The organism is Cytobacillus sp. Bva_UNVM-123 (genome assembly GCF_046351715.2).
Classification (GTDB): Bacteria; Bacillota; Bacilli; order Bacillales; family Cytobacillaceae; genus Cytobacillus.
The window spans coordinates 887,215-911,417 of the sequence record NZ_CM177772.1 but is presented as its reverse complement, the minus strand read 5'-3'; the positions used below and the strand labels follow the sequence as shown (position 1 = coordinate 911,417).

Genomic DNA, 24,203 nt, shown 5'->3' with positions numbered 1-24,203 from the left:
CTCCTGTTCTTTTTCATCATTAGAAGTTCTTTATTTAGCAGCTCCTTGCTCTTCAGCTAATTTCTGTTTATCCCACATTCTAAAAAATGGATAATAAATCAGAAAAGCAACAATGAAGTTGACAAATTGTAAAATAGCACCAGAAAACTTGCTGCCTGCAGCTAAGTAGCCTCCGATAATTGGCGGCATTGTCCATGGAACTGCAATTCCTGAAGGTCTTGCAACAAAGCCTGTTGACATCGCAATATAAGTGATGACGGTAATTGCGAGCGGAGCTAATATGAACGGAACAATCAAGAGTGGGTTCATAACAATTGGCATCCCAAATGTAATGGGTTCATTAATATTAAATAGGCCAGGACCTACTGCTAAGCGGCCTAATTGCTTCATTTGTTGACTTCGAGCAAATAATAGCATGGTAATAACTAATGCTAATGTCGCTCCTGAGCCGCCGATATAGATGAAAATATCGAAAAACTGTTGTGTGAAAATGTTCGGCAGTTCCTCAGCACCGCCTTGAAAGGCAATTCTATTCGCATCCATTGATGCTAACCAAATTGGGCCCATTACCCCTCCAACTATTGAAGCCCCATGCAATCCACATGACCAGAGTAATTGAATGAGAAATACAGCTACTAAACTTCCAATAAGACTTCCGCCAAGAGCGCCGAGTGGTTTCCCTAAAATAATTGCTACGATATTATGCAAGCTTTCAAAGTCTGTCTGCTCCACAAGCAAGCGCAAAAGCCAAATAACGGTGATGACAATAGCACCTGGTATTAAGGCAACAAAGGACCTACTAACTGCTGGTGGAACTCCTTCAGGCATTCTGATAACAATTTTCTTCTGAATAATATATCGATAAATTTCAGTAGACAGCATCGCAATAATCATTGCAACGAACAAGCCTTTACTCCCCATTAGTGCAGCTGGAATCGCTCCCCCAACGAGTACTTCTTCTGTAGCCCCCTCTGCTAAAAATGAAACTTGATATGGAGTTGCTAGTAGAAAGGCCGCAACCGAAATGGCGCCAGCCGATAACGCATCAACTCCATACTTTTCAGCTAGGCGATAGGCAATACCGAATCCAGCGATAAGCGCCATAATATCAAATGTCGCCCCAACAGGATATAATAGCTTTGTGAGCCAAGCTTCCCCAAACGTCCTTGCCATAAATTCCGCATATCCTGGAATCGGGAGGAACCCTAATATTAAAAATATCGATCCAACAATAATTAAAGGCATCGTTAAAATAAGTCCGTCACGCAGCGCTTGTAAGTGTCGTTGTCCAGCAATTCGAGCTGCAACTGGCATCACCTTGTTTTCCAAAACATGATTAAATTTGCTCATCCCTATCACTCTCCTATTTAGTGACTAGCTGTCTTGCAAATTTCAACACCTCTGCCCCATTGCACATTCCATAATGAACCGTATTTATGACATCTACTGGTATCCCTTTCTCACCTCCTAACTTTTTCAATTGTGGAAGCATATACCTTACTTGCGGTCCAACGAGGAGGACATCTGCCTTATCAATATGATGTCTGACAGCATCCCCGGGAACCGCCCAAATCGTCACATCTAACCCTTGGTCAGCAGCACTCTTTTCCATTTTTGTTACTAGTAGACTTGTAGACATCCCCGCTGCACAGCATAGTAAAATATTCATTCCCATTCCCCTTTCAAACATAAAGTGAACTAAATATAGATTAGTTCACTTTATGTTTGAAAGCGTTATCATAGTACAAATCTTTTTCTACCCACAGGAAAAAATACTTACAAATTTTTATCCCATTTTAATTGCCTGAAATCATTTTTGTTGAATATATTTAATTCAAGATATTTTACTTGCGTTATTATCAATTGCGTAGTAAAGTGATAGTAAGCTTTTAAACAAAGGAGGGATTGTAAGTTGCGTAACAATACTATTGGCTCACTCATCTGGTTGCGTCTTATGCGCTTCACTAATCAAAGTAATCAGCTGTCAAATGACTTTTTAAAACAGTTTGATTTAACGACAGCACAATTTGATGTGCTCGTTCAAGTAAAAACATATGAACCTTTAACACAAACAGAGCTTGCCGAAAAAGTGACCGTCACACAGGGGGGAATTTCTCGGATGCTGGCCCGCCTTGAAAAAGAAGGTCTTATTGAGCGCGAGCAAGATTGGAAGACAAAAACAATAAAGTTAACAAGGAAGGGACATTCTGTTATTGACGAAGCGTTGCCAGAGCAGCTCGCCTTTCAATCTTCCTTTTTCAATGAAGTTTTATCTGATGAGGAATTAAAAACTTTGTATTCATTAATCACGCGTGTTCATAAACATAGTCACTTGAAAAAAATAAAAGACTAATTTTTTTACCCTATCACTTGATTAGTCAAGTTAATCAAAAAAGGAGAGAATCATATGAGCCTAATTAAAGGACATCACCATATTTCAATGTTAACGAAAAACGGAAAACAAAATAATGAGTTTTATCAACAAGTTCTTGGTTTACGCCGTGTGAAAAAGACGGTAAATCAAGATGCCCCATCCATGTATCACTTATTTTATGGAGATTTAACAGGCAGTGCCGGCACAGAGCTTACATTCTTTGAAATGCCAGTTGCAGGACGTACCGTTCGAGGAACAAATGCAATCACACAAATTGGTCTATTAGTTCCCTCATATGAAAGTTTAATGTACTGGAAAAATCGCTTTGCTTCATTAAATGTGCAGCATAGTGAAATCACAACCTATGCTGGGCGTGACGCACTCTTCTTCGAGGATTATGAAGGACTAAGACTTGTGCTGCTAAATCATAACCATGCCGAAACACCACCCGCTTGGCAAGCATGGCTAGATTCATCTGTTGAGGAGAATCATCGAATACTTGGAATGGGTACGATCGAAATAACTGTTCGTTACCTCAATCGCACGGTCAATATGTTAACAGAGTTATTTGATTTTGCGGTTATATCAAAGACAGGGGATGAAGCACTTCTTCAGTCTGTAAAGGAGCAACCTTTTGGAGAAGTTGTCATCAAGCAGCTAGAGGGGCCAAGTGAGAAACCAGGTCGTGGCAGCATCCACCACTTAGCATTACGTGTAAATAATGTAGAGGAGCTTCATGAATGGGAGGAAAAAGTTCGAAATCGAGGCTTGCATTCATCCGGAGTTATCGATCGCTACTACTTCCAAAGCCTTTATTTCCGAGACGGCAACGGCATTCTATTTGAACTCGCAACAGATGGACCTGGATTTACTTCTGACTCTTCACTTGAAGAATTAGGTCAACACCTCAGTCTTCCACCATTTTTAGAAGGAAAGCGAGCTGAAATTGAAGCTGTGCTCGAACCATTAGATTAAGGAGCTGAAAGTAATGGAAAACTATCGAATTGATCCGAAAAAAGGACTTGAATTTGGCTTATACTCACTCGGCGATCATATATTAAATCCATTAACAGGAAAACGAATTAGTGCTGAGGAGCGTATTCATGAGTTGATTGAGGCAAGCAAATTAGCAGACGAAGCGGGAATCGATGTATTTGGGGTTGGCGAAAGCCATCAACGCTTTTTTGTCTCACAAGGGCACACCGTCATTCTTGGTGCGATCGCACAGGCTACAAAAAATATTAAAATCGCTAGCTCCGCAACCGTTTTGAGTGTTTCAGACCCTGTTCGTGTATATGAGGATTTCGCCACTATTGATTTAATCTCACATGGACGAGCAGAAATTGTCGCTGGACGCGGTTCACGTATTGGGGCTTATGATCTATTGGGCTATGATGTAAATGATTATGAAGAACTTTTTGAAGAGAAACTTGAATTATTAGTGAAGCTAAACAACGAGGAACGTATTACTTGGGAAGGCCAATTCCGCCCTCCATTGAAAAAAGCGGAAATATATCCACAGCCGAAAAATGGTTCATTACCCATTTGGCGTGCAGTTGGCGGTCCACCAGCAAGTGCAATCAAGGCAGGCAATGCCGGCATTCCCATGATGCTAACGACACTTGGCGGACCTGCTATGAATTTCAAAATCTCAGTCGATGCCTATCGCGAAACAGCGGCACAAAATGGCTTTGACCCTAAGACATTGCCAATCGCAACAACAAGTTTATTTTATACAGCGGAAAATTCACAGGACGCCCTCCGTGAATATTATCCACATATTAATACAGGCTTTCTTTCACTTCGAGGAGGCGGCTATCCGAAACAGCAATTTGCTCAAAGCTTAGACTACCGTGATGCACTAATGGTCGGCAGCCCACAGCAAATTATTGAAAAAATGCTCTATCAACATGAATTATATGGTCAACAACGCTTCATGGCACAAATTGACTTTGGAGGAGTCCCATTTAAACAAATTATGAAAAATATCGAATTAATTGCAACTGAGATTTTGCCAGTTATTAAAAAGCATACTGCGAAATAAGAGTGACATGGGGAGGGACATGGGGAAAGGTTCCTTGTACCAGTTACGACATGTTTTTCGGACCCACTATCATTTTGACATGATTAATTGACACAAATAGGTTCCATTCATTACGTTAACTCGGTTTCGCCCAGTCCAAGGCGAATACATTCATATAGAAGGAGTGAGATCGATGAAAATTGTTGCCCTTTCATGCTCAAAAGTCGGATCTAAAACACGCACAGCACTCAATTATACAGTGGAAGCTGCAAAGCGTCGTTATCCTGACCATGATATTACCTTAATTGACCTTGCTGATTACGACTTGGCATTCAGCGATGGCCGCAATTACTTTGAATATGAGGGTGATACGAAATATGTAACGGAAATGATCATGTCTGCTGACGCGCTTATAATCGGGACGCCCGTTTTCCAAGCCTCCATTCCCGCTACATTAAAAAACATCTTTGACCTTTTACCCGTTAATGCATTCCGTGATAAGGTCGTCAGCACAATTGTCACCGCTGGTACAGCGAAACATTATTTAATGGTGGAACAGCAATTAAAACCCATTTTATCGTATATGAAAGCACATATTGTCCCAACCTATGTCTTCATTGAAGAAAAAGATTTCTTACGAAAGGAAATCGTTAATGATGATATCATCTTCCGTTTGGAGCGTCTTGTAGAAGATACTGTTATTCTGGTTGAGACTTTTGCAAGTATTCGGGCGAGGAAGGATGAGGAGTATGGGTTTTAACTAATAATTAATAAGAAGAAACAAGGGGACTGAGCTGCGCCTTCCCTTGTTTCTTCAATATAAGTTGCTTCAAGCGTTTAGAACTTCTCACTATAGTAATTCTAATTAAATTAGAAGATTCCTTCTATTATACTGAAGACTTTCCGCTCAAAATGTTGGTGTAATCGATATTTAGCTATTTTATTGGAACAAATATACTAACTCATGTCTCTACTCAAATAATGCAAGTTGCTCAATCTCTCCTAACCGGTCAAGTATTTTCGGTTCATGGTCTTGGAAGTAGGCATGGTGGAGCCATTTTTCTTTTGTCATCACTTTCTTGCTCGGATCTGCTGATGCTCTTAGACGGCAGCTATAGATGACTGGGAAGTAATCTTGGAGAAACTTCCCTTCTGCATGGGCCGTTAAGGCAATGATTTGAAAGCCTAATTGCTCGGCGACAAAGAATACTGGACTAAGCACATGACCACTCGACGCCTTTCCAAATGGATTATCAAGGATGACCGAACGGTGACGCTTCATATTGGACGGGGAGTGCTTCTTTTTCTCGGCAACAAACTTTAGAATTCCTAGGAAGAGGGTCATGTTTTTGCTCCACTTCTCACCGCCGGACCAGACGTTGCTTTGCTCCCAAGAGTAAGAACGGGTTGTCACTTTATTATCATTCGTTACTTTTCGACAACTCACTTTCATCACTTCATTATTCATTACCCATCGCAGGAGCTGCTTCGAATGGAGCCACATTTCGAGTTCTTTTCGAGCTTTGCTGTTATCCTGCACTCCGTGTTCATTCATAAAACGCTCGGACTCTAATTGCTGTAAAATCCACTCAATATAATCCCGAATTCTCATCTTGCCAACTTCTTCATCCCATTCTGGAATTGTAAACGAAAAGATTTGCTTCCAATCATCTAGCACCTTCACTTTTGTTTTTTTCGGAATTTGCTTGAGCTCTTCGACTAGATTCATTAGATGTGAATGAATTTGGTTGATGAAAAGCTGCAAGTCTTCATCACTTTTTCGAATATATTCATTTGCATAGTTTGTTATTTTCTCAATGCGCAATAGCATATTTTTCTTAAAATCAAGAATATCTTCATATTGCTGCTTATGCTCAACGCCATTAATAGCCATTTGCTGTAGCTTCATATCGGTAATGTGATTGAGACAAAAATCTCGAAATTTCCTTTTCGCCCGCTCAACTTTGACTCGTTCTTTTTCAACGAGTGTCTTATTTCTCTTTAGCTCATCTGTAATCGATTCGACAAAAGCTTTCCGGTTGTAGGTAAAGGCTAGTTTTTCCTCTAGATGTACAGAAAGTGGAACGACATAAGGTGCATTGAAGTGATGTGCTTCTACGAAAAGATCCAAACCAAGCTTTGCTTGTTCTACTGCTTTCAGTTCTTTCTCAATTCTTCTTAACTCCTGAGTAATGTAATCCTTTCTCTGTGCTAAGCTTTCTTTTTCTGTTGTTAGTTCAATTTGAATCTCTTCTAGCGAATCGTTAAAGAGGACGATTTCCGTATTTGGAAAATTACGTTTAAATTGCTCGATCTTTGTTTCACATTTACCTCTTTGTTTATCCTGCTTCGTACTCTTTTCTTTCACAGCAGTAGTTAATTTATCAATTTTTTCTTTTGCGGTCGTTATTTGTTTCCATATTGTTTGTAACAGTTGTTTTCCATCGCCAGGAAAGTCTCTCGCCTCATCAATGTAGCTATGCTCTTTCTGCAGTTCATTCATTTGGGAATTCAACTGCTTAATCATTTCTGTCGCTGCATCCCATTTGGTAATCCATACACCTTGTGCGATATTAATTTTATGAAGCTTCATTTCTGTCGTAAGGATTTTATCTTTGATGCTTTTACTGCTCTCATTTGTAAAAATGGGCGTCAATCCGTTTAGTGATTTGTATTCCTCGTCTTGCTTCATTACGCTCAATTGAGCAATTATGTTATTTTCACGTTCCTGAAGCTGATTTCGCTCTTCTGTTAGATTTTTTAATTGCCGTTTTAATGCTGTAAGCTCTCTCGTTATTACCTGAAGCCGCTCACTCACTTCATTTGCCTTTTTCTGTTCTTCTTCTATTTCTTTTTCTATTTGGAAGTACTGTATACCTTTTTCTATTTTTCCATCTAATCCTTGTTTTTCATCACGGTATTGTTCTGAAGTTTGCTGATTGCGTAGCTTTTTTAGACGAAATTCTTCTATTAAATCCTTTTCTTTTTGTTCAGCTGCTTTTAGTTCAGCAAGTTGATTTTTCAATTGTGTATGTTTTTCTTGAAGAACTGTTATTTGCTCATATGGAAAAGTAGTCAAAAATTGATCAAAGGCATGTAAGACCGCTTCCCATTGCTTCGTTTCTTTTTCCTTTTGCTCCCTTAATAAGGTCATTTCTTTCGCATATGCTCCAATTTGTTCCTTCCACTCAGCGAATGAAAGGGAATCCATATTGTTGTGCCAATGTCTTGGAGAAATCCACTGATTTGACGTTGACGAAGCTTCTTTATGAATGGATAGAGCTTCTTCTGTCGAAATAACTTGAATAGGGAATTGTAGCTGATCACATACATGCTTCAGCTTCTCGATCACCTTCATCTTTGCTTTATTCGTTGTGACTAAGGTGATCGGCCATAATGGATACTGTAGCCATTTTTCCTTTTCGCTATTTTCGAGCATTTGAACATATTCGACACCGGTAGCAAGAAAATCAACTTGGTTTTTCCATGAGGCTACCTGTTTTGCAAGAAAAGGATCACTGAAGAAGGTAGCTTGTTCTCCATAATCATCTTCAAAGCGATACGCAACACGTTCACGATGTAGTAGCTTATTCTTTTCCTTCACAAAGTTATCAATCGTCTCAATGAGTCTTTTCTCAACCGAGTCTTGTGATAAGTGAATGTTTTCTAGCTTCAGCCATTGCGGACGTAGTGTGGCTAGTTTTTCAATTAAAAGCTTCTCCGCGTTTTCCTTATTCGAAAGCTCATTAACGGTTTTATTCATCTCTATTACCGTTTTCGATTGAGCGTTGTGAAGCTCGTCTCGTCGTCCTTCTGCTTCTTGCTCCTCAAGCGTGAACCTCTTTAACTCCTGCTGTAAGCGTATAATTTCTTCATCAAGAAACAGTGTCCGTACTTGCCACTTATTCCATTCTTCTTTCACCTGTTCTTGATCAGGATTAGCGAGTAATTGCTGTTTCAGCCTTTCTATATCCTTTGTTCTTGTATCAATCACACTAACAGATTTCGAAAGCACTTCACGCAGCGTTTTTTCTTCCTCTGCCAATGCCTTGTTGCTATTCTCAGCTTGCTGAATCTCATGTAGAATCGGATTTAATTGAAACCTTAGCCCATGCCTGTCCTTTTCTAGCCCCTCCATTTTGGACAAAAACCAACCTAACAGTGCTTGCTTCGATTCTTCTAACTGATTTTCATAATCTACAGCGTCATCCGTTTGCGCAATTTTATCCAATTCTTCTTCTACTTGACTCAATGTATCAGTTTGCTCTTTATGTACTAGCCTTAATTCCGCTAACTTTAAAGAATAATAGTCCTTGCTATATGTTTTCAACATTTCCTCATGCTCAGTTAGTTCAGCTAAACCTTCTAAATAATCAGCTTCTAAATGCTTAAACAGTATGTCATCCGCAAAAATTTCATAGGAAGCAGCTTTAACATGATAGGCATTTGAGCTTGATTCCCATTCCTTATGCTTTTCAATGGTCGCCATTTGTTCTTCCATAAACTTCTGTTTCTCGCTAATCGTTTCGTTCCATGCTCCCTTTGCCCGCTGCTTTGTCTTTTCGTATTCCTCTTCGAGCTTATGGAGCTTCTCGTAAGTGCCTGCATAATCCTCAAGCTGTTGGCTAATCTGCTTATTTTCTTCAATCGTATCTTTGAGCCGTTTATAATTCTTAAAGCTTTCATGCTGTTGTTCAAACATATTCACGAACATCTCAGTATCATGACCAACGATGGAGCTCTCGACGGTCGGAATTAATAGTCTATCAAACAGTTGATTTGTGCTTTTACATTCATCGAAAAATACTTCAACTCCGCCCTCTGAGCTATTAATCTTCGCAATGCTTTCCCATTCACTTGAAATAATATGATATTGTTCTTCAAGATAAGCCTTGTATTCCTTCATCGTTGGAAACGTCTGAGCACTAAACGTTTTATCTCGCATTTGCCCATAGTAATCTACCATTTCCCCTCGTTCAGCCGTCCGTTTTCCTTCCTTTCCTTCCCGGACAAACGGAATGCCCTCAATACCATTTGCATCATTCGCATCATATTCGTACACATAGCGTAAGGAATCTAGACCCTGCTTCGTCGTAAAAAGTGAAACGGCTGTGACCACATAACGACGCGGGGAATCATTTGTAATCCATTCAATAGCAATATGGGCAGGCGCATTTTCTAGTATAAGCGTCGTTTTGATTTTCCGATCGGCGAGATCGGTATGCGGCAAAATCGCTTGCAAAGCAGTTTGGATTAATACCGTTTTTCCTCCGCCGTTTTCTAATAAAATCGCACCATTATGCCCATCAAATAAAAACACTTCATCATTGTAGCGCTTGTTTCCCTCTTCATATACGACATTTGTTAACCGTACTTTACTAATGGCCGGCATCGTCATTCCTCCTCTCAAAGCCAAATATGAACTCAAAAATGCCTTTATTATATTCGACTTCCATAAAATACCGTTGAATGATCGTTTTTGCTTTTTCCGTTAGTGCAACCTCATCATTTCCAATATCTTGAATTAATTCTTGAGCAGCAAGAAATCGTTTTACCATATCCATGAAACTAAAACGGCTAATCGTGTTTCCACTTTGCTTTTTCGCTGTTTCCTTTATATCATCCATGTCTTCCCATTTTTCAATAATTAAACTCCAGTTATAGGAGAACTCTTTTTCTAATTGTTTTAGTTCTTCTTCCTCATGCGTCTTTAATTGATCAATCCGCTCTTGGATAGAACGCACCCATTCCTCCATCCGCAAAAACTGCCTTGTCGGCTCCTCACTTTGATATGTATCATAAAAGCTAGCAAATAAGATAATGGTCGAAAAATAAAGCAAATAAATATCTCCATTTGTTGATCCTGAACGTAAATAATTTCGTTTAATCCAATCATTGCTCACATGAAACTGAGAAAGTCTCGTCTCCGGTATGAGAAAGAGCTGTTCACTCGTACCGACAATGACACAATCGACCTCGCGACTAAAGGCATCGAGTAGTCCGCGGATTTCATCATCAGCTCGGTACTGCTGGACAGCATCCTTATCAGCTACCCCGTCACGAGCCAATGTCGTATAGATTTGAAAAGCCTTTATGACCGTTTGTTCAGCGTAATTCATCCTCTTCCCCCTCTAGCTTCATCATGAGCTCTTGCATCGAAAAACGCTTATTGCATTTTAAGACTCCGATACCTTCTTGAACAATTAACGTGCGACTCCTTAGCAGTGAGAATGCCTCACCAAGTAACGTTTTCCCTTCTTCCTCGTTCACTTCCCCATTCACAATCGGAGTACGTTGGTGAAGAACAAGCCAAAATTCATAGAAATATCTTTGCTCATATATGCTTGCTTCTCCCATTTCATCAAGATAATCGATAAATTGAGAGAGCGTATTCCCTCTATTAAGCTCATATGCTTGTAAAAATAACTGCATCAATGCTTTGTACTTTTTTATTAGTGCTAATCGATATGGATTATCTTGATGCTCCTTCTCCACTTCGACAAAACTATTTTCTATTCTTTCTTCCCGCTCTTCCGTTATATTTTGCACTGCTAATACTGTTAAAGGAGACCATAATAGATTTTCCTCAACTTTGAAAAATGGATGAAGTACGCCGATCATCGCCTCAAGAGGCAGAGGTATGGAGATAATCTTGGAAACGAGATCCTGATCAAAGTTAAATGCTTGTATCCCTGTATAGTAGAGTGACTCCTGTGCAGTCAATAATGTCGTATTCTTTAAGGCAAATGTTTGCTCTAAGAGACGGGAATGGTCATAGTGAACCGATTCTAGCTCTCGTGTTATTGAAAGAATCAGATCATATGTCTTTTTTTCTTTTTTATGAACATCTTTCGAATAAAGGCGTTCCCGTGTTTCTTTCACAAACTGCCGAAGCTCTTTAAATTCCTCATCCTCTCTCGTTAGCCGCCCATTAATATCTTCAAGAAGCTGCTTATACCGTTCAAACGTCTCCTCGGAAACGATACTCCGTTGAATCTCATATTTAAGCTTCATGATTCTTTCTTCTAAGCTTTCGACATCGATGCGCATTTCATTGATTTGTCTTAAAGCACCTTTGAACTCTCCTTTATCGAGTTGTTTTCTTAACATTAATTGATTAATCGAAAGCTGGAATTCACTGTAGAATTCTTTCGTTGCAAAGACTAGTTCGAGGCCGTCCTCATCCAAGGTATAGTATTGTGTGTTTGTTTTCATATCGAAATTATTTGCTTTTAAAATCGAGTACTCTATGATTTCAACTTGATTCGTTTCCCAATTGAAAAAAGAATAGCTTCGTTTCTTCCCTGTTGTTGGCCGAAACGTTTGAATAATCGTTCGGGCGATTTTTTCAACATTTGCCTCATCTAGCCTGTATTGTCCTTCTGTTAGCTGTTTTAAAAAGGTTGCAAGTTGCTTGGCTCCCGTCTTATATTGTCTGATTAGCTTTTGTTCGAAAAAGAAAAGCAAAGAAAGGAGGCCGAGTCCCTTCATATCAATGACCGTTTCGACAAGATCGTGTTCTCTTTTCCTATCCAATTCATATAAGGGATCGAAAAGGGCAAGGCGTCGCATTCGTTCACGGTAGCCGTTCGTTATATCTTTAAAGTCATGCTTGTCCAATCCGATTCCCTCCATATTTGCTGTAATTCTTTTGATTTTAGCGTTTCTTGTGGATAATATTTTCCTTTCTCAAGCAGATTGCTAATTTGCTCCTGCTGTTTGAATGAGAAGAAACAGAGAAATTGTTCAATTGCGGCAGTTCTTTCCTGCTGATATTCTTTACCGATTGCTGGAACATTTTCTAAAAATGCTAAATAAAACGGTAGAGCAAGATGAGCAGCCTCTCTTTCATTCAATGAGGCCTAGATAGAAATCCCTTCTTTATCTAAATCACCGAAATAAAAGAACTGATGGTTGGCTAAGACTGGATATTGCATGGGAAACTGCTCGATGCTCTTAATGACAGCCTTTCCACAACCGTAAATTAAGGTGGAAAAATGTGTTTCTTTTAAGGCAGGAAGTAAACCTTGATAGGTCGTCTTGTTCTCGACAATGAGATGATATTGTTGTTCTTCCTTTATGTTTAAGGGATTAATCGCAAACATGAGGGGTTCCGAAACGGGAATAATATGAAATGCTGAAAAGAGCCCCGTTTTCTCGAGAATGGCCTTTCCACCCTTTTCTATTATCCATTTCTCATCGCCAACTAGCTCAAAGCTGCGTTCAGGTGCTGGTACTTCGTCCTTCGGAAATCCATTTTGTTTCACATATTCGTCTATTTTTAACAAGAAAGGTAAGTGTTCCGCCCAAATGGCTAGGTCGTCACAATAGTAATCATCAAGATTGATACCAGGATGTAAGATCGTTCGATAACGCTGCAATTCCTTGTGATAATCACTAGCGAGCTCGCTTTTATTAATCCGATACTGAAAGGCTAAAGAAGGTGTGCGGTTTGTCCGTCCTTTCGCTTTCACCATCGTTAAAATTTCTTCATTTTCCAATGTGAGAATCATGTTAGCAAATTCTTCGTATGTATGAATAAAAGGTTTCAACATGTGCTCAAGTTCAGCGAGCGCAATTGTTTTTTTCTTGAAGGCAGCAAGCATGCTTTTTATCGTATCCATTGAAATTTCACCTACATTTCTTCTTACTTTTGATACTACTATTGTACTAGAGTGGGTGGGGGAATTCAGTAGGGAAGATTTAGAATGTTTTGGGGAAGGTGGGAGGGATTTTTTTCTTATAAAAACCTCCAAATCATGGTTTGGAGGTTTTTATTGAGTTTTGCGGTCCATGCTAGTTATTATTCCTTAAGATTTTGAATGTCTTCTACAGGTAATTCCGTCAACTTCGCAATAATTTCAATGGAATAGCCCTCTTTTAACATCTTTTTGGCAACTTCTTTCCTTGCTTCTTCATTACCTTTCTTGATGCCTTTTTCTATTCCTTCTACAATTCCTTCTTTTCTCTCCATTCTCTTCACTTCACCCCAAGTAGGCGGTGGATTTTTCCTATCAATGTACAACATATCGATGTCCTCCTTTGTTAAAATAAACTCTTCTCTTAGCTTTTCAGTTAGTTCTTTTGGAATTTGCAATAGGTAATCAATGAAGTATATAAGTGTAGAAATATGAATACGTTGTTGTTCTCGGGGATAATCGCTTCTTTTTAAGAGCAGGCGCATAAGCTTACTTTTAAATCGGTAGCGTTTCAAATCATCATGCTTGGCTTCGTTGGCATAGTTTGCGGCTAAGACGGCGATGGCAAATGGATTGTTGGAATTCAGTAATTCTTCCTCATCATGATCGCTAAATTTATACATATTAAAGTTATATACTAGGCTCGTTCCGTAGGAAGAGGATTGATATTGACTGGGACGAAAATGTTTAGAGTCATCGGTTAAAAGGGCAATGGCAACAATATCATGATTATACTTATCAAAAATCTTGTAATAATAACGAAACATCCGCTTTGAAAAGTCCGGGTCTCGGCTTCCTTGTACCTCAATATGAATGAGAACCCATTTCTCCTCACTATTTTTTAAACAAACCTTTACAATTTGATCGGCTACTTGTCTTCCCTTCTTTTCCTGAATAATTTCTTGAAAAAGCTCCTGCTGCAAAAATTCTGACTCCTTTAAAAAATCAACATCCTCATACAAATCGCTAGCAAAGAATAAGACAAATTCCTCAAACAATTCGTAAATTAACTTCTTCCAAAGTCCATCATAATCAACAACTGACCCATACTCAGGAGGCTGTTCCAATACGAAATTAATTACCATTAGTTTACCACATCCTTTTGGTTTGTTATACATGATTATACCATAGATAGAACATTTATTCGTATTTATTTGTACAACTTTTCTAATATTCAACGGTTGCTTCTAACCGAATGAATGGCCACCAAAAGCACAAAAACGCCTGGGCAAAAAAACCCCCAAGCGCTCTTAGCTTCACATTATTAGTTTCCAGCTTGCATTTTATAGTTCCTATAGATCATTCCATTCGTCTTCATCATTCCGAACTTATCATAATAAGGAACTAAGTCGTCGTCACAGCATAAATCAATCATATAGAAGCTATCAAGTTCCTTGAGCATCCGATTGACTAATTCCTTGCCTATTCCTTTATTTTTGTATTCTGGTAAAACCTCAAGAAGTGGAATATAGGCAGAAAGAACACCATCACTAATGGCTGTAATAAATCCAATAACTTGATTCGTAGCCTCATCTAACGCAATAACCACTTTGCTGCTGTTTTTTAACAGCTTCAAATGTGTTTCTGGACTAGGTGGATTAGGCCAATCCACGAAAAATCCTTTTAACATATCAGAAGTAATACCATCAAGTGCGTTTTTGTATATCATCATCTTCTCCTAATTTATATTAACTTTTAGAAAGATGATATGAATCAATTGTAAAGTAACAAAAGATGACCTCCAAGCATTTTTTAGGACTGCCTAATAGTAATTCTACTTAAGTTTGAAAAATTCCTTCTCAAGAACTACATCTTTTTGCGAATTACGCGTAAGATTGCTCGCTAAATTTCCTTAAAAGATACCAGGTCAGCATGCTTAAATCTTAGTGTCTGATACAATTCATAATTCACTCTATTTCGTCAACATCTCCACTAACATCTTAAAAACAAACGTTGGATTTGTCGTCAATTTTTCCACTGGGATAATACTTTGTTCTTTCCCATTGGTAAAAACCATCTCTTGCCTAGACTGTTCAAGATTTATTTTGATACCTTTAATATGATATTCTTTTATCATCACAGCCTCATCGATATTAACAGTATCTAAATCAAGCTTTATTCGATCTGAAACCCTTCTAAGCATTTTCCAAAGGGTCAGTTCATCCTTAGATTTCAAGAATAGCTCAGGAAGCTCTTTTGCTTCGTTAAGATTAGTAATTGTTGTCATTATATAACTAGCAATTCCATAGTTTACTGGTTTGATAACGGTCTGAAGATTTTTCCAATGCTCAACTTCAAATTGGACTATTTCATTTATCCACATTAAATCCTTGATTTTTCCATAAACTATAACACCATTCTCCTTTAAAACACCGCACTTCACATATAGAGCTACATATTTTGCCTCCTGCCAGCCTTTTTTCAAGCTAGAATTACTAATTTCATAATAGCCTTCTTGGATAAAACGAACATATTCTTCCTCACTTGAAACAAGTCCAACTAATACTTTTTCATCTAGGCTAGATTGCCATTCTTCTAGTGTTCCCCTTGGTAGAATGCCTTCTCGCTGGATTTCTTCAGGACTCTTTTCTATTAATCTTTCGACAAATCGTTCCACCATCGTCGTTGCATTAGGAAGAAAAGGCAGTCCTCCAATATTGACTTCATTAATACTTTTGTAAAAATGATGCTCTTGATATAACTTTTCATAAGTCCATGGAAAAAGAACATAAGCTCCGAAAGCAGTTCGTTCATAAGGACCTTGATTAGCTGCTACGATTGAATCTCGGTAGCGATGCATCGTATTAATATCGTCCTCCATCGGACCTGGCTTATCATAACGTGAATGATAATAGCCTCCATTTTGAGCGTAATCAATCCGGTACTTCGCATCGAAAATGTAGTTGAAAGCATAATTCCTTCCTTTCTTCTCTATGCTTAACACCGTATCCGGTATTTGATTAACAGTTGGGAGATTCCTTTCTCTCTTCTGATAGGCGAGGATAATTTTTTCATCGGTTACTGGGTGTTGAAAAATACGACTAGCCGATTGGTTTGCCTCAAGATTTACATACAGTCCTTCCCGATTCACTTTAATCACATCTTGGCTAATCATTTTATATTTACGGCCTAGAATTTGTCCTAGTTTAAGGAATGTCCAATATTCATATAAAGTTGCTACATCTTTAACAGACATTTGATAAAACTTTCCTTGAAGCATTAATCCTTTCGAGACTGTTAAATATATTTGGAAAGCATCTCGGTAGCCTGGAGCCATTTGTAGGACCAAACTCATAACAGAGCGTTTTAACGGACCAATCGATTTCCAAAAAGTTTGCTTTAATTTGCCTTTTAGTTGCTTTTTCATATTCTCAATTTGGCCAATGATTTCAGAATCAGAACTATCCTTCCATCTCTTACTTTCTTTTTGAATCGAATCTAGCAAATCGGTTAATTTGTAAATCAACCTTTCGATCATCCATTTTACATAACGATTTTCAAGGGTATCGCTTGTGACCTCTTTTTTAATTCTGAGACCTTCTATTGGCATAACTTGTTTTTGGCCTAATTTGATTCCATTTTTCACTTCGACAAACAAATTTGCTCTCTTTCGTAAATAACTACGACTTGTATAATCAAGCTTGCTGAGTTGATCCCCTCGCACTTTTTCGTGAGTCGTTTGAAGCTGTCGATGGGGTTGTTGCTCGATTCGTTGCAATGCCTGTGTGAATTGCAGGAAATGCTTGCTTATTAACCGATAGAATTCCGCTTTCGAAGGATTTGCTCTAGACTTCAAGCTAGCTCCTAAGTATGTTTTTCTAATGAAATGAAAGGCTAAATTATATATCTCATCATTTACTTCTTCTAGTAGCTTCTTATAGTCCTCTTTATAATCAAGCTTCGTTGGGAAAATTTCTAAGGTCACTTCAAGCATCGTTTGCTTCTCTAAACGAATTTCAAAAGTGGTATACCCCACTTCATTCTGAAATTGGAGATTTCCCATCAATAACTTTTGCTTTCCTATCTTTACTGGTGTAACAGCTTGTCTCAATATCGGATGCTCATGGTAGAAAGAAAATTCTCCTTCCACTTTAGGAACAACAATAACCTGATAGATTCCATTTTCAAAAAAGGTAGGCCGTACTTTATCAGAAGTAACTAGCTTCCCTTCATTTATATCTAATACCTTCTGTTCAAGAATTCCTTCACCACGAACATCGAAGTTCATCAAATCGTTAAAATCCATCGTTCGGTACTGCTTCAATCCTTCATATCTTTCATGATAGGGCTTCCCCTTGATTACGAGTGAGCATTGTTCAGTTTCAATCAGTACGAGTTCTACATCCTCACGAGACCCAGAAGGAAGTGAAGCCATCTTCCTCAAACCTCCTTAGCATCTCAGCAACTTTTGCAGCACTTCGTGGATACTTCGCGCTTGTTAAGTCAGTTACAACGTCGACTTGCCCATCTTCATATGCCTTATTTGTAAAAATCGTATAAAGCTCCTGAAGCATTTTTTCAACACGCGTATCACTTCCAGCAATTCGAGGTAAAACTTTTTGCAATACACAATAATCAAACGCCTCATTAAATGTAAAAAGCTCAGCTTCTTCGTTATAAGCAAGGTAAAAGCAAATCTCATCACGAACACGATAACCAACATGTGCATGCATCTTTTGAAGAGCCTCATTAAGTTTTAATAACGCACCCGTCGCCTTTTCTACAACTTCTTTGTGCTTTGGAAACATATCTTTTATATACAAATAGTTTGATGCAAATCTTTCATGAGGAATCTTCCTATGTTCTAACGTTTCACGTTCATTTAAAAAAGTAAAATTCCCTAAATCAACATCATTGAGTTCAATCGTATTAGCCCTATCCAACACTTTTTTACTAAAAGGATGAGACGTTTCATCCATGTTAACGGTTCCAATGATATAAAGATTATTTGGCAGCTTAAGATCAAATCCCGCTGTTTCTTCTGTGAGTAAACTCAAGGAAGCGATTTCCCCATCCTTCCATTTCCGACTTTCCATCACACTCAAAATATCACTAAAATAATACTCCACTCGGGCCAAATTCATTTCGTCCAATAAAACAAAGTAAGGCTTATCAGAATGCTCATTTGCCTTCTTAATAACCTTCGTTAATGGCCCTTCAATAAATTCACCTTTAATATCTTTGTAGCCTAATAGATCGCTTCCATCGTTCCAATCAGGACGGATCGGAATCATTGTAAACTGGCCATTGTCTTCATTTGCCCCCACACTTTCCGCAAACCATTGAACCATTTTCGTTTTACCTGTACCTGAAATCCCAGATAAGATGACGAAGGGCTTTGTTTTAAGCGATAGAAAGAGATTTGTAATTTCATCTTTGGTGTAGAGGAATCCTTTAGTAGTTATGTAGGTGTGAATATGGGTGATGAGATCTTTGTATGCTATGTATATAGGTTTCTGCTCAATGACCATACTTTCATTGCTATTAGCTTCCTCATAATTCATTGTTGATTTTCCTTCCTTGAGACTAATAAAATGTTCATAAATATCGATCATTTCTTTTAAATCAGAAACTAGTATATTTTCATCTGGCATATTATCAAAATCATATTTTATAAAAATAGCCGTAGAATAAGCATAATCCTTTGCTTTCTTGCTTTTTCCTAGTAGGATACTATCATCTTTTTGGACATTACTAGAATCTGGGATAGATTGTCTGATTTCTAGTTTAATCCTTAACATTTCATTGTTGGACGTTTCCGTTACGCCTTGTGCAATAGTCAAATATACACTACTCATATCTTCGCTAAAAAGATAGACAATGTAGTACCCTCTTTGTGTAGAGTCGGTTATAACTCGATTCATAATTGCGATCCAAGGAACAGAAGCCCAATTTCCTTGCCCAACAGATCCAGTCACAATATATTTTGTTGCATCAATGAATGGGAGGGTTGTAAATTCTTTGGGAATCTCTCTTCTCACAAATGCCCCAAGTGGATGACTGCCAAAGCTTTCTGTTTTCGCAGTTAGGTATTCACTCATTACTTTTAGAAGGCTTATGCGTAGATTACTGTTCATGACATGCTCCTTAGGAATAGTGTATCTGTCCCCAATTATGTATAACAACTATACATCATCAAGGGACAGTCACTTTTATAGTACAATTTTACTAAATTCTAACATAACACTTATTTTCAGTAAAATATGCTAAATCTGCATTACATACTGGCTCTCCGCTCGTTTCTTTGTGCTACAGCCATCATATTAATTCCCTATAAATATACTTCCTCTTCGACTTTTAGTACAAATCAACCTTTATCTTGTATTTTTCACTTAATCGTTAGGAGAGTAAAACTAACTTACCTAGGGACAGCTAATGCAGAAGTCTTTTATGATCTGGACAGTATTTGGAGCTCCTTCAGGAGTAGCACCAGTCGTAACTGATAAAGCTTGCGCATTTTCTATTTGAATGACACTTTGCCCAAGGGGTGGGATTGGAATAGGCGGAGTATTTCCCATTCGTGGTGTCACAACGACTTGTCCCCCTTGTCTACCTTTGGCGACTACCATTGCCTTATAATGGTTTTCAGTCAAATCCGTAAAAAGGAATTTTGATCTCTAAAGGAAACAGTATCTTCATGTCTATGAACCTCACCAAAATTTGGACAACAAATACAAAAGTCTTTTATGATCTTAATAACTCCTGTAAATCCAATAGGAGAACTTAAAGCTACAGATCGAGCATCTTCTATTTGAATGGCAGCTGCCCCAGTGAAATCGATAGTGGTGGGATTTCCGGTTCGTGGCGTCACGATAAGTTGTGCGTTTAGAGGTGCACCGGTCAGACTTTCAAGGCTTACGTCGATCAGTGCCTTATAGTGATTTTCGGTCAAATCCGTGAAATAGACAAATGAATCAGCTGGTTGTCCAATGTCTATTGTTGCTTCATGCCTGAGCACCTTACAAGTTGGTTTTATGATTCCCATAACATATCATCACCCTTTTAGTTACTTAATTAAAAATCTTAAGATTCAATCATATGTATATGTGAGGAAATTTGCTGGGACTGATTTATACCTTTTGCGTGAACCCCAGTGTTTTGACGAGACACTTACAGTAAGTCTCCTGTTGAATTCGGAAAAGGACAGAAAAGTTGGCGAAAACAAAAATCCGAAAGTACAGGATGATAGCTGTTCTTTCGGATTTAACTTTAGTTATAGATAATTTAGAGAATTAACTACTATATCCATTTCAGAAATGGTATTTTTAAGAGGAATAAAACATTCTTCGTAGGACCATACAGTAACTGATAGAACTTTGGAAAGACAACAATATATTTCGGAGGTACATAAACCAATGAACCCAACAAACAAAACAAACTCCATGCAGCAGCAGCTTGATGATTGGATTTTAGAATATAAGAAGTTTACGACAAGTGGGGCGACAGCTAGTTATATTCCCGCTTTACAAAAAGCGGATCCAAATGCTCTTGGGATTTGCCTCATTTCATCTGATGGGACGGTTTTGAAATCTGGAGATACAGAGCATTCTTTTACACTGCAAAGTATTTCAAAGGTGATTAGTTTCATTTACGCTTGTACAACGCGGAGTATTAATAATGTATTAGAATATGTTGATGTGGAGCCTACAGGTGATGCGTTTAATTCGATTTTTCGGTTAGAGCTAAGTCATCCAGGTCGGCCATTCAACCCGATGATCAATGCTGGAGCGATTACGGTTGCTTCGTTGCTGCCAGGAAACTCCCCAGCAGAGAGAGTAGATGCGTTACTCGTTTTTATTGAAAAAATGATTGGCCGAAAGCCAAGCATCAATGAGGAGGTTTTTTGGTCAGAGTGGAAAACGGCGGACCGAAATCGTTCCATTGCTTATTGGCTCAAGCAAACCGGATATCTTCTTGGTGAAGTGGAAGAAGCGATGGAAGTTTATTTAAAATTATGCTCTATCGAATTGAACATTTCTGAACTGGCTCAGATAGGGGTCATTTTAGCTAATGATGGTGTTCATCCTCAGCATAATGAACAGATTTTTTCGACAGAGCTTGCCAGTTTAACAAAAACGTTGATGCTCACATGTGGGATGTATGATTATTCTGGTCGATTTGCTGCGTTCGTTGGCATTCCTGCAAAAAGTGGTGTTTCCGGAGGGATTATGGCTGCTGTTCCTCCAAGCGCGAAAATGACAAACAATCGTTCAACCTGTTGGGGAATTGGTCTTTACGGCCCTGCCATTGATAAGCATGGCAATAGCACCGCTGGCGTTCATATGCTAAAGCATCTTTCGAAGGAATGGAATTTACGATTAATATAAATTTTTAGGGTCAGGTTCTCAAGCCTGACCCTTTGCATTGCTCAGTCTTACTCACAAAATCCAACGACGTTTTTTACACTGAAAAACAAACAACATAATCATCTCATGATAAAATACTAGATACATAGTATCCAGCAAAGGGTTGATTGTATATTTTTCTAACTGAAAAGGTAAAAAAACTGCCTTTATCTCCAGGTGTTTATCTAATGAAAGATTCCGTTGGTCACATCATTTATGTAGGAAAGGCAAAGAATTTAAAAAATCGAGTTCAGTCCTATTTCCAAAATTCGAAACAGCATTCTCCAAAGATTAACAAACTAAAAAAGCATTTAAAGGATTTTGACTATATCGTAACCGACACAGAATTTGAAGCTTTCCTGTTAGAATGTCAGTTAATTAAGGAATATAAGCCATTATATAATCGAATGATGAAAAATCCACAGTCGTTTACTTATATCGTGTTCAAGATTGACAATGGGTACCGTAAAATGGAGATTACTAGTAGCATCGATAAAAACGACGGTTCTCTTTATTTTGGTCCTTTTACTAGTAAGAATCATGTGGAAAGAGCGGTTCAAGGGGTTAAGGAGTGCTTTAAATTATGCTGTAGTCATTCTACTAAGAAGAATACAGCTTGCTTGAATTATTCTTTAGGCCTTTGTCTTGGCATATGCCTTGGTGGCCCAGCCGTTCAACAATACAATGAAATTATCGAGAAATTTATCGATTTTCTTCAAGGCAATAACATGAGCATACTCGAAGATTTGCAGCAAATGATGGAACACGCTTCTGAAAACTATGATTTTGAAACAGCCTCAAAATATAGGGATTGTATTCAAGCCGTTAATGCTCTTTTAAAAAAAGAAAAAGTAATTGAGTTCACTGAAGAAAATCATAATCTCGTCATCAGCGAAAAATTAAACGAAGAGATGATGAAACTTTTTCTCATAAAACGAACTACTGTCCTTTTCAGTCAGCAGTTTTCACTAGCAGACGTAGATCTGCTGGCTGAAAAAATAAAATCTTCAATCCTAACTTTCTTCAAAAATCAGGACAGCCTTTCATCCATTGAAGTTAGCAAAGATGAAATCGACGAAGCTCAAATTATTTATAGTTATTTAAAAAGTAATAACTGCTCTTTCATACTCATTCCAGAAGAGTCGCTCGACTCTGAGGCTCATTCAAACATTATTTTGGCAGTTAATAAATTGATTACTTTTTAGCGACATTTGCGAAAAAGGGAAAACATGTACTCTCTATCATTCGAAAGTTTTTCATTACTTAACTCTCGATTCAATTCACATATGCTTTTCCAAGTAATCATTAAAGACATTTCTGCCTAGTTTTAACAAGATTTTGTCCTTCAACGGCAACATGAAGGACATTTCTATCGGGATTCAATAGAATTTTGTCCTTCAGCAACCTCATGATGGACATTTCTACCGAGATTCAATAGAATTTTGTCCTTCAACGACCTCGTGAAGGACATTTCTAACGATTTTCAACGCGGATTTGTCCTTCAGCGACTTTATGTTTCTCATACCTACTGCATTCTATGTTAATTCGATCTGCCGTGTCTCTTTTCCTAAAAATATAAGAGTTATGACACCGACGACGATACTTATACAAAACAGTGAAAAAATAAAACCGATTGAATAACCTGCAGCAACAAGGGAGCCTACAAGGAGTGGTCCTAGTATCCCGCCTACACGACCAACCGCTGCCGCCATGCCAGCGCCAGTACCGCGAATAACCGCTGGATATTGTTCAGGCGTGTATGCATATAAAGCTCCCCATGCCCCAAGGTTAAAGAAGGATAGTAAGATACCTGATACAATTAAAATTACTGTCGTTTCAGCATGACCGAAAACGAGAGCAGCCCCTGCCGTCCCTAACAAATAGGTCGCAAGTACAAACTTTCTTCCTACTTTTTCAATGAGCCATGCTGCAGTGAAATAGCCTGGCAGCTGAGCTAACGTCATAATCAATACGTATTCAAAGCTCTGAATCATACTAAAGCCTTTCATGACCATCACACTTGGCAGCCAAAGGAACATGCCATAGTATGAAAAAACAACCATAAACCAAACAACCCAAAGCACAAAAGTGGAGCGGGCATTTTTCTTCGACCAAACATCACGAATATTTTGTCCGACCGTTCGCTTCTCAACTTTTTTAGGTGAAAATGCCGGAGAATCTGGAAGGTTGAGCCGTAAATATATCGCATAAAAAGCTGGCAAAGCAGTAAGAATAAGGGCAACGCGCCAGCCAAATGACGGAATAACAAAATAGGAAATAAGTGCAGCAATTAGCCAGCCAAATGCCCAAAAGCTTTCCAGTAGTACGACAACACGTCCCCGCTCTTTTGCTGACACACTTTCTGAAACGAGTGTTGAGGCAACTGGCAATTCTCCACCGAGTCCCATACCAACAAAGAAACGTAAAACTAAAAAGGCAAATAAAGTTGTTGTAAATGCAGAGATACCACTCGCTAGTGAAAACAATAGCAAAGTAATAATAAATATATTCTTCCTGCCAATCCTATCTGCCCATAAACCAAATACGAGAGCACCCACTGCCATTCCAATAGAATTTATACTACCAACCCACCCCATCTGTTGAGGTGACAAACCCCAGTCTACCTTTAATGCTGCAATAATAAACGAAAGGATTCCGACATCCATTGCATCAAACATCCATCCAAGTCCTGCAATGCCAAGAAGCTTTCGCTGAGAAATCGTTTTTTCTGCCATCATGAACCTCCGTTGTCTTGACAGGTG

General features: G+C 38.5%; 20 protein-coding genes and 1 pseudogene. 6 read left to right on the top strand and 15 right to left on the bottom strand.

The genetic code is table 11. The features are described 5' to 3' along the window. Positions 1–30: 30 nt before the first annotated feature. Positions 31–1,350, bottom strand: a complete 1,320-nt coding sequence (celB, locus tag KDN24_RS04510; protein ID WP_409970920.1) for a PTS cellobiose transporter subunit IIC — start codon at positions 1,348–1,350, stop codon at positions 31–33. A 13-nt stretch (positions 1,351–1,363) separates the two neighbouring features. After that, a complete protein-coding gene (locus KDN24_RS04505; protein ID WP_409970919.1) occupies positions 1,364–1,669 on the bottom strand; it encodes a PTS sugar transporter subunit IIB in 306 nt (101 codons plus the stop codon). A gap of 243 nt (positions 1,670–1,912) precedes the next feature. Here KDN24_RS04505 and KDN24_RS04500 point away from each other — a divergent pair, with 243 nt between their 5' ends. The 4 genes from KDN24_RS04500 to KDN24_RS04485 all read left to right on the top strand — a co-directional run bounded on the left by KDN24_RS04500 (position 1,913) and on the right by KDN24_RS04485 (position 5,157). Beyond that, positions 1,913–2,353 carry a MarR family winged helix-turn-helix transcriptional regulator gene (locus KDN24_RS04500; RefSeq protein WP_409970918.1) on the top strand — a complete coding sequence of 147 codons (441 nt, stop codon included), beginning with the start codon at positions 1,913–1,915 and terminating at the stop codon, positions 2,351–2,353. 54 nt (positions 2,354–2,407) lie between these two features. Continuing rightward, positions 2,408–3,349 carry a ring-cleaving dioxygenase gene (locus KDN24_RS04495; RefSeq protein WP_409970917.1) on the top strand — a complete coding sequence of 314 codons (942 nt, stop codon included), beginning with the start codon at positions 2,408–2,410 and terminating at the stop codon, positions 3,347–3,349. A 13-nt stretch (positions 3,350–3,362) separates the two neighbouring features. Further along, positions 3,363–4,418 carry an LLM class flavin-dependent oxidoreductase gene (locus KDN24_RS04490; protein WP_409970916.1) on the top strand — a complete coding sequence of 352 codons (1,056 nt, stop codon included), beginning with the start codon at positions 3,363–3,365 and terminating at the stop codon, positions 4,416–4,418. A gap of 172 nt (positions 4,419–4,590) precedes the next feature. Beyond that, the gene (locus KDN24_RS04485; protein ID WP_409970955.1) at positions 4,591–5,157 is read left to right on the top strand and encodes an NADPH-dependent FMN reductase; all 567 of its coding nucleotides are present in this window, start codon (positions 4,591–4,593) and stop codon (positions 5,155–5,157) included. Between the two features lie 210 nt (positions 5,158–5,367). Here KDN24_RS04485 and KDN24_RS04480 read toward each other — a convergent pair whose 3' ends face one another. The 12 genes and pseudogenes from KDN24_RS04480 to KDN24_RS04425 all read right to left on the bottom strand — a co-directional run bounded on the left by KDN24_RS04480 (position 5,368) and on the right by KDN24_RS04425 (position 20,081). Then, positions 5,368–9,789: a coiled-coil domain-containing protein gene (locus KDN24_RS04480; RefSeq protein WP_491348321.1), complete on the bottom strand. Its 4,422-nt coding sequence runs from the start codon at positions 9,787–9,789 to the stop codon at positions 5,368–5,370. Further along, positions 9,776–10,516, bottom strand: a complete 741-nt coding sequence (locus tag KDN24_RS04475; RefSeq protein ID WP_409970914.1) for a DUF6063 family protein — start codon at positions 10,514–10,516, stop codon at positions 9,776–9,778. The genes KDN24_RS04480 and KDN24_RS04475 overlap by 14 nt, the downstream gene beginning before the upstream one ends. Beyond that, positions 10,503–12,017, bottom strand: coding sequence for a replicative DNA helicase (locus tag KDN24_RS04470; RefSeq protein ID WP_409970913.1), 1,515 nt, complete (start codon positions 12,015–12,017; stop codon positions 10,503–10,505). Before KDN24_RS04470 ends, KDN24_RS04475 begins: the two co-directional genes overlap by 14 nt. Further along, positions 11,990–12,253, bottom strand: coding sequence for a hypothetical protein (locus KDN24_RS04465; RefSeq protein WP_409970912.1), 264 nt, complete (start codon positions 12,251–12,253; stop codon positions 11,990–11,992). Before KDN24_RS04465 ends, KDN24_RS04470 begins: the two co-directional genes overlap by 28 nt. A 6-nt stretch (positions 12,254–12,259) precedes the next feature. Beyond that, positions 12,260–13,021 carry a Wadjet anti-phage system protein JetD domain-containing protein gene (locus KDN24_RS04460; protein ID WP_409970911.1) on the bottom strand — a complete coding sequence of 254 codons (762 nt, stop codon included), beginning with the start codon at positions 13,019–13,021 and terminating at the stop codon, positions 12,260–12,262. Positions 13,022–13,200: 179 nt separating this feature from the next. Further along, entirely contained in the window at positions 13,201–14,181 is a 981-nt protein-coding gene (locus KDN24_RS04455; RefSeq protein ID WP_409970910.1) for an RpnC/YadD family protein, read from the bottom strand. A 179-nt stretch (positions 14,182–14,360) separates the two neighbouring features. Beyond that, positions 14,361–14,765 carry a GNAT family N-acetyltransferase gene (locus KDN24_RS04450; protein ID WP_409970909.1) on the bottom strand — a complete coding sequence of 135 codons (405 nt, stop codon included), beginning with the start codon at positions 14,763–14,765 and terminating at the stop codon, positions 14,361–14,363. 243 nt (positions 14,766–15,008) lie between these two features. Continuing rightward, positions 15,009–17,471 (bottom strand): DUF2357 domain-containing protein, encoded by a 2,463-nt coding sequence (locus KDN24_RS04445; protein ID WP_409970908.1) that lies wholly within the window; start codon positions 17,469–17,471, stop codon positions 15,009–15,011. After that, positions 17,443–17,844 carry a DUF8727 domain-containing protein gene (locus KDN24_RS04440; protein ID WP_491348465.1) on the bottom strand — a complete coding sequence of 134 codons (402 nt, stop codon included), beginning with the start codon at positions 17,842–17,844 and terminating at the stop codon, positions 17,443–17,445. Before KDN24_RS04440 ends, KDN24_RS04445 begins: the two co-directional genes overlap by 29 nt. Before the next feature lie 186 nt (positions 17,845–18,030). Continuing rightward, positions 18,031–19,173, bottom strand: a pseudogene (locus KDN24_RS04435) (McrB family protein); the annotation flags it as partial. 285 nt (positions 19,174–19,458) lie between these two features. Beyond that, positions 19,459–19,626 (bottom strand): hypothetical protein, encoded by a 168-nt coding sequence (locus KDN24_RS04430; protein ID WP_409970907.1) that lies wholly within the window; start codon positions 19,624–19,626, stop codon positions 19,459–19,461. A 59-nt stretch (positions 19,627–19,685) separates the two neighbouring features. Beyond that, on the bottom strand, positions 19,686–20,081 hold the full coding sequence (locus tag KDN24_RS04425; RefSeq protein WP_409970906.1) for a hypothetical protein: 396 nt from the start codon (positions 20,079–20,081) through the stop codon (positions 19,686–19,688). 370 nt (positions 20,082–20,451) lie between these two features. Here KDN24_RS04425 and KDN24_RS04420 point away from each other — a divergent pair, with 370 nt between their 5' ends. Together KDN24_RS04420 and KDN24_RS04415 are read left to right on the top strand one after the other, a co-directional pair. Further along, a complete protein-coding gene (locus KDN24_RS04420; protein ID WP_409970905.1) occupies positions 20,452–21,423 on the top strand; it encodes a glutaminase in 972 nt (323 codons plus the stop codon). Positions 21,424–21,629: 206 nt separating this feature from the next. Next, positions 21,630–22,646 (top strand): GIY-YIG nuclease family protein, encoded by a 1,017-nt coding sequence (locus KDN24_RS04415; RefSeq protein ID WP_491348320.1) that lies wholly within the window; start codon positions 21,630–21,632, stop codon positions 22,644–22,646. 330 nt (positions 22,647–22,976) lie between these two features. On the opposite strand, the gene niaP is transcribed toward KDN24_RS04415, so the two are convergent. Further along, positions 22,977–24,176, bottom strand: coding sequence for a niacin permease NiaP (gene niaP, locus KDN24_RS04410; RefSeq protein ID WP_409970903.1), 1,200 nt, complete (start codon positions 24,174–24,176; stop codon positions 22,977–22,979). Between the last annotated feature and the right edge of the window lie 27 nt (positions 24,177–24,203).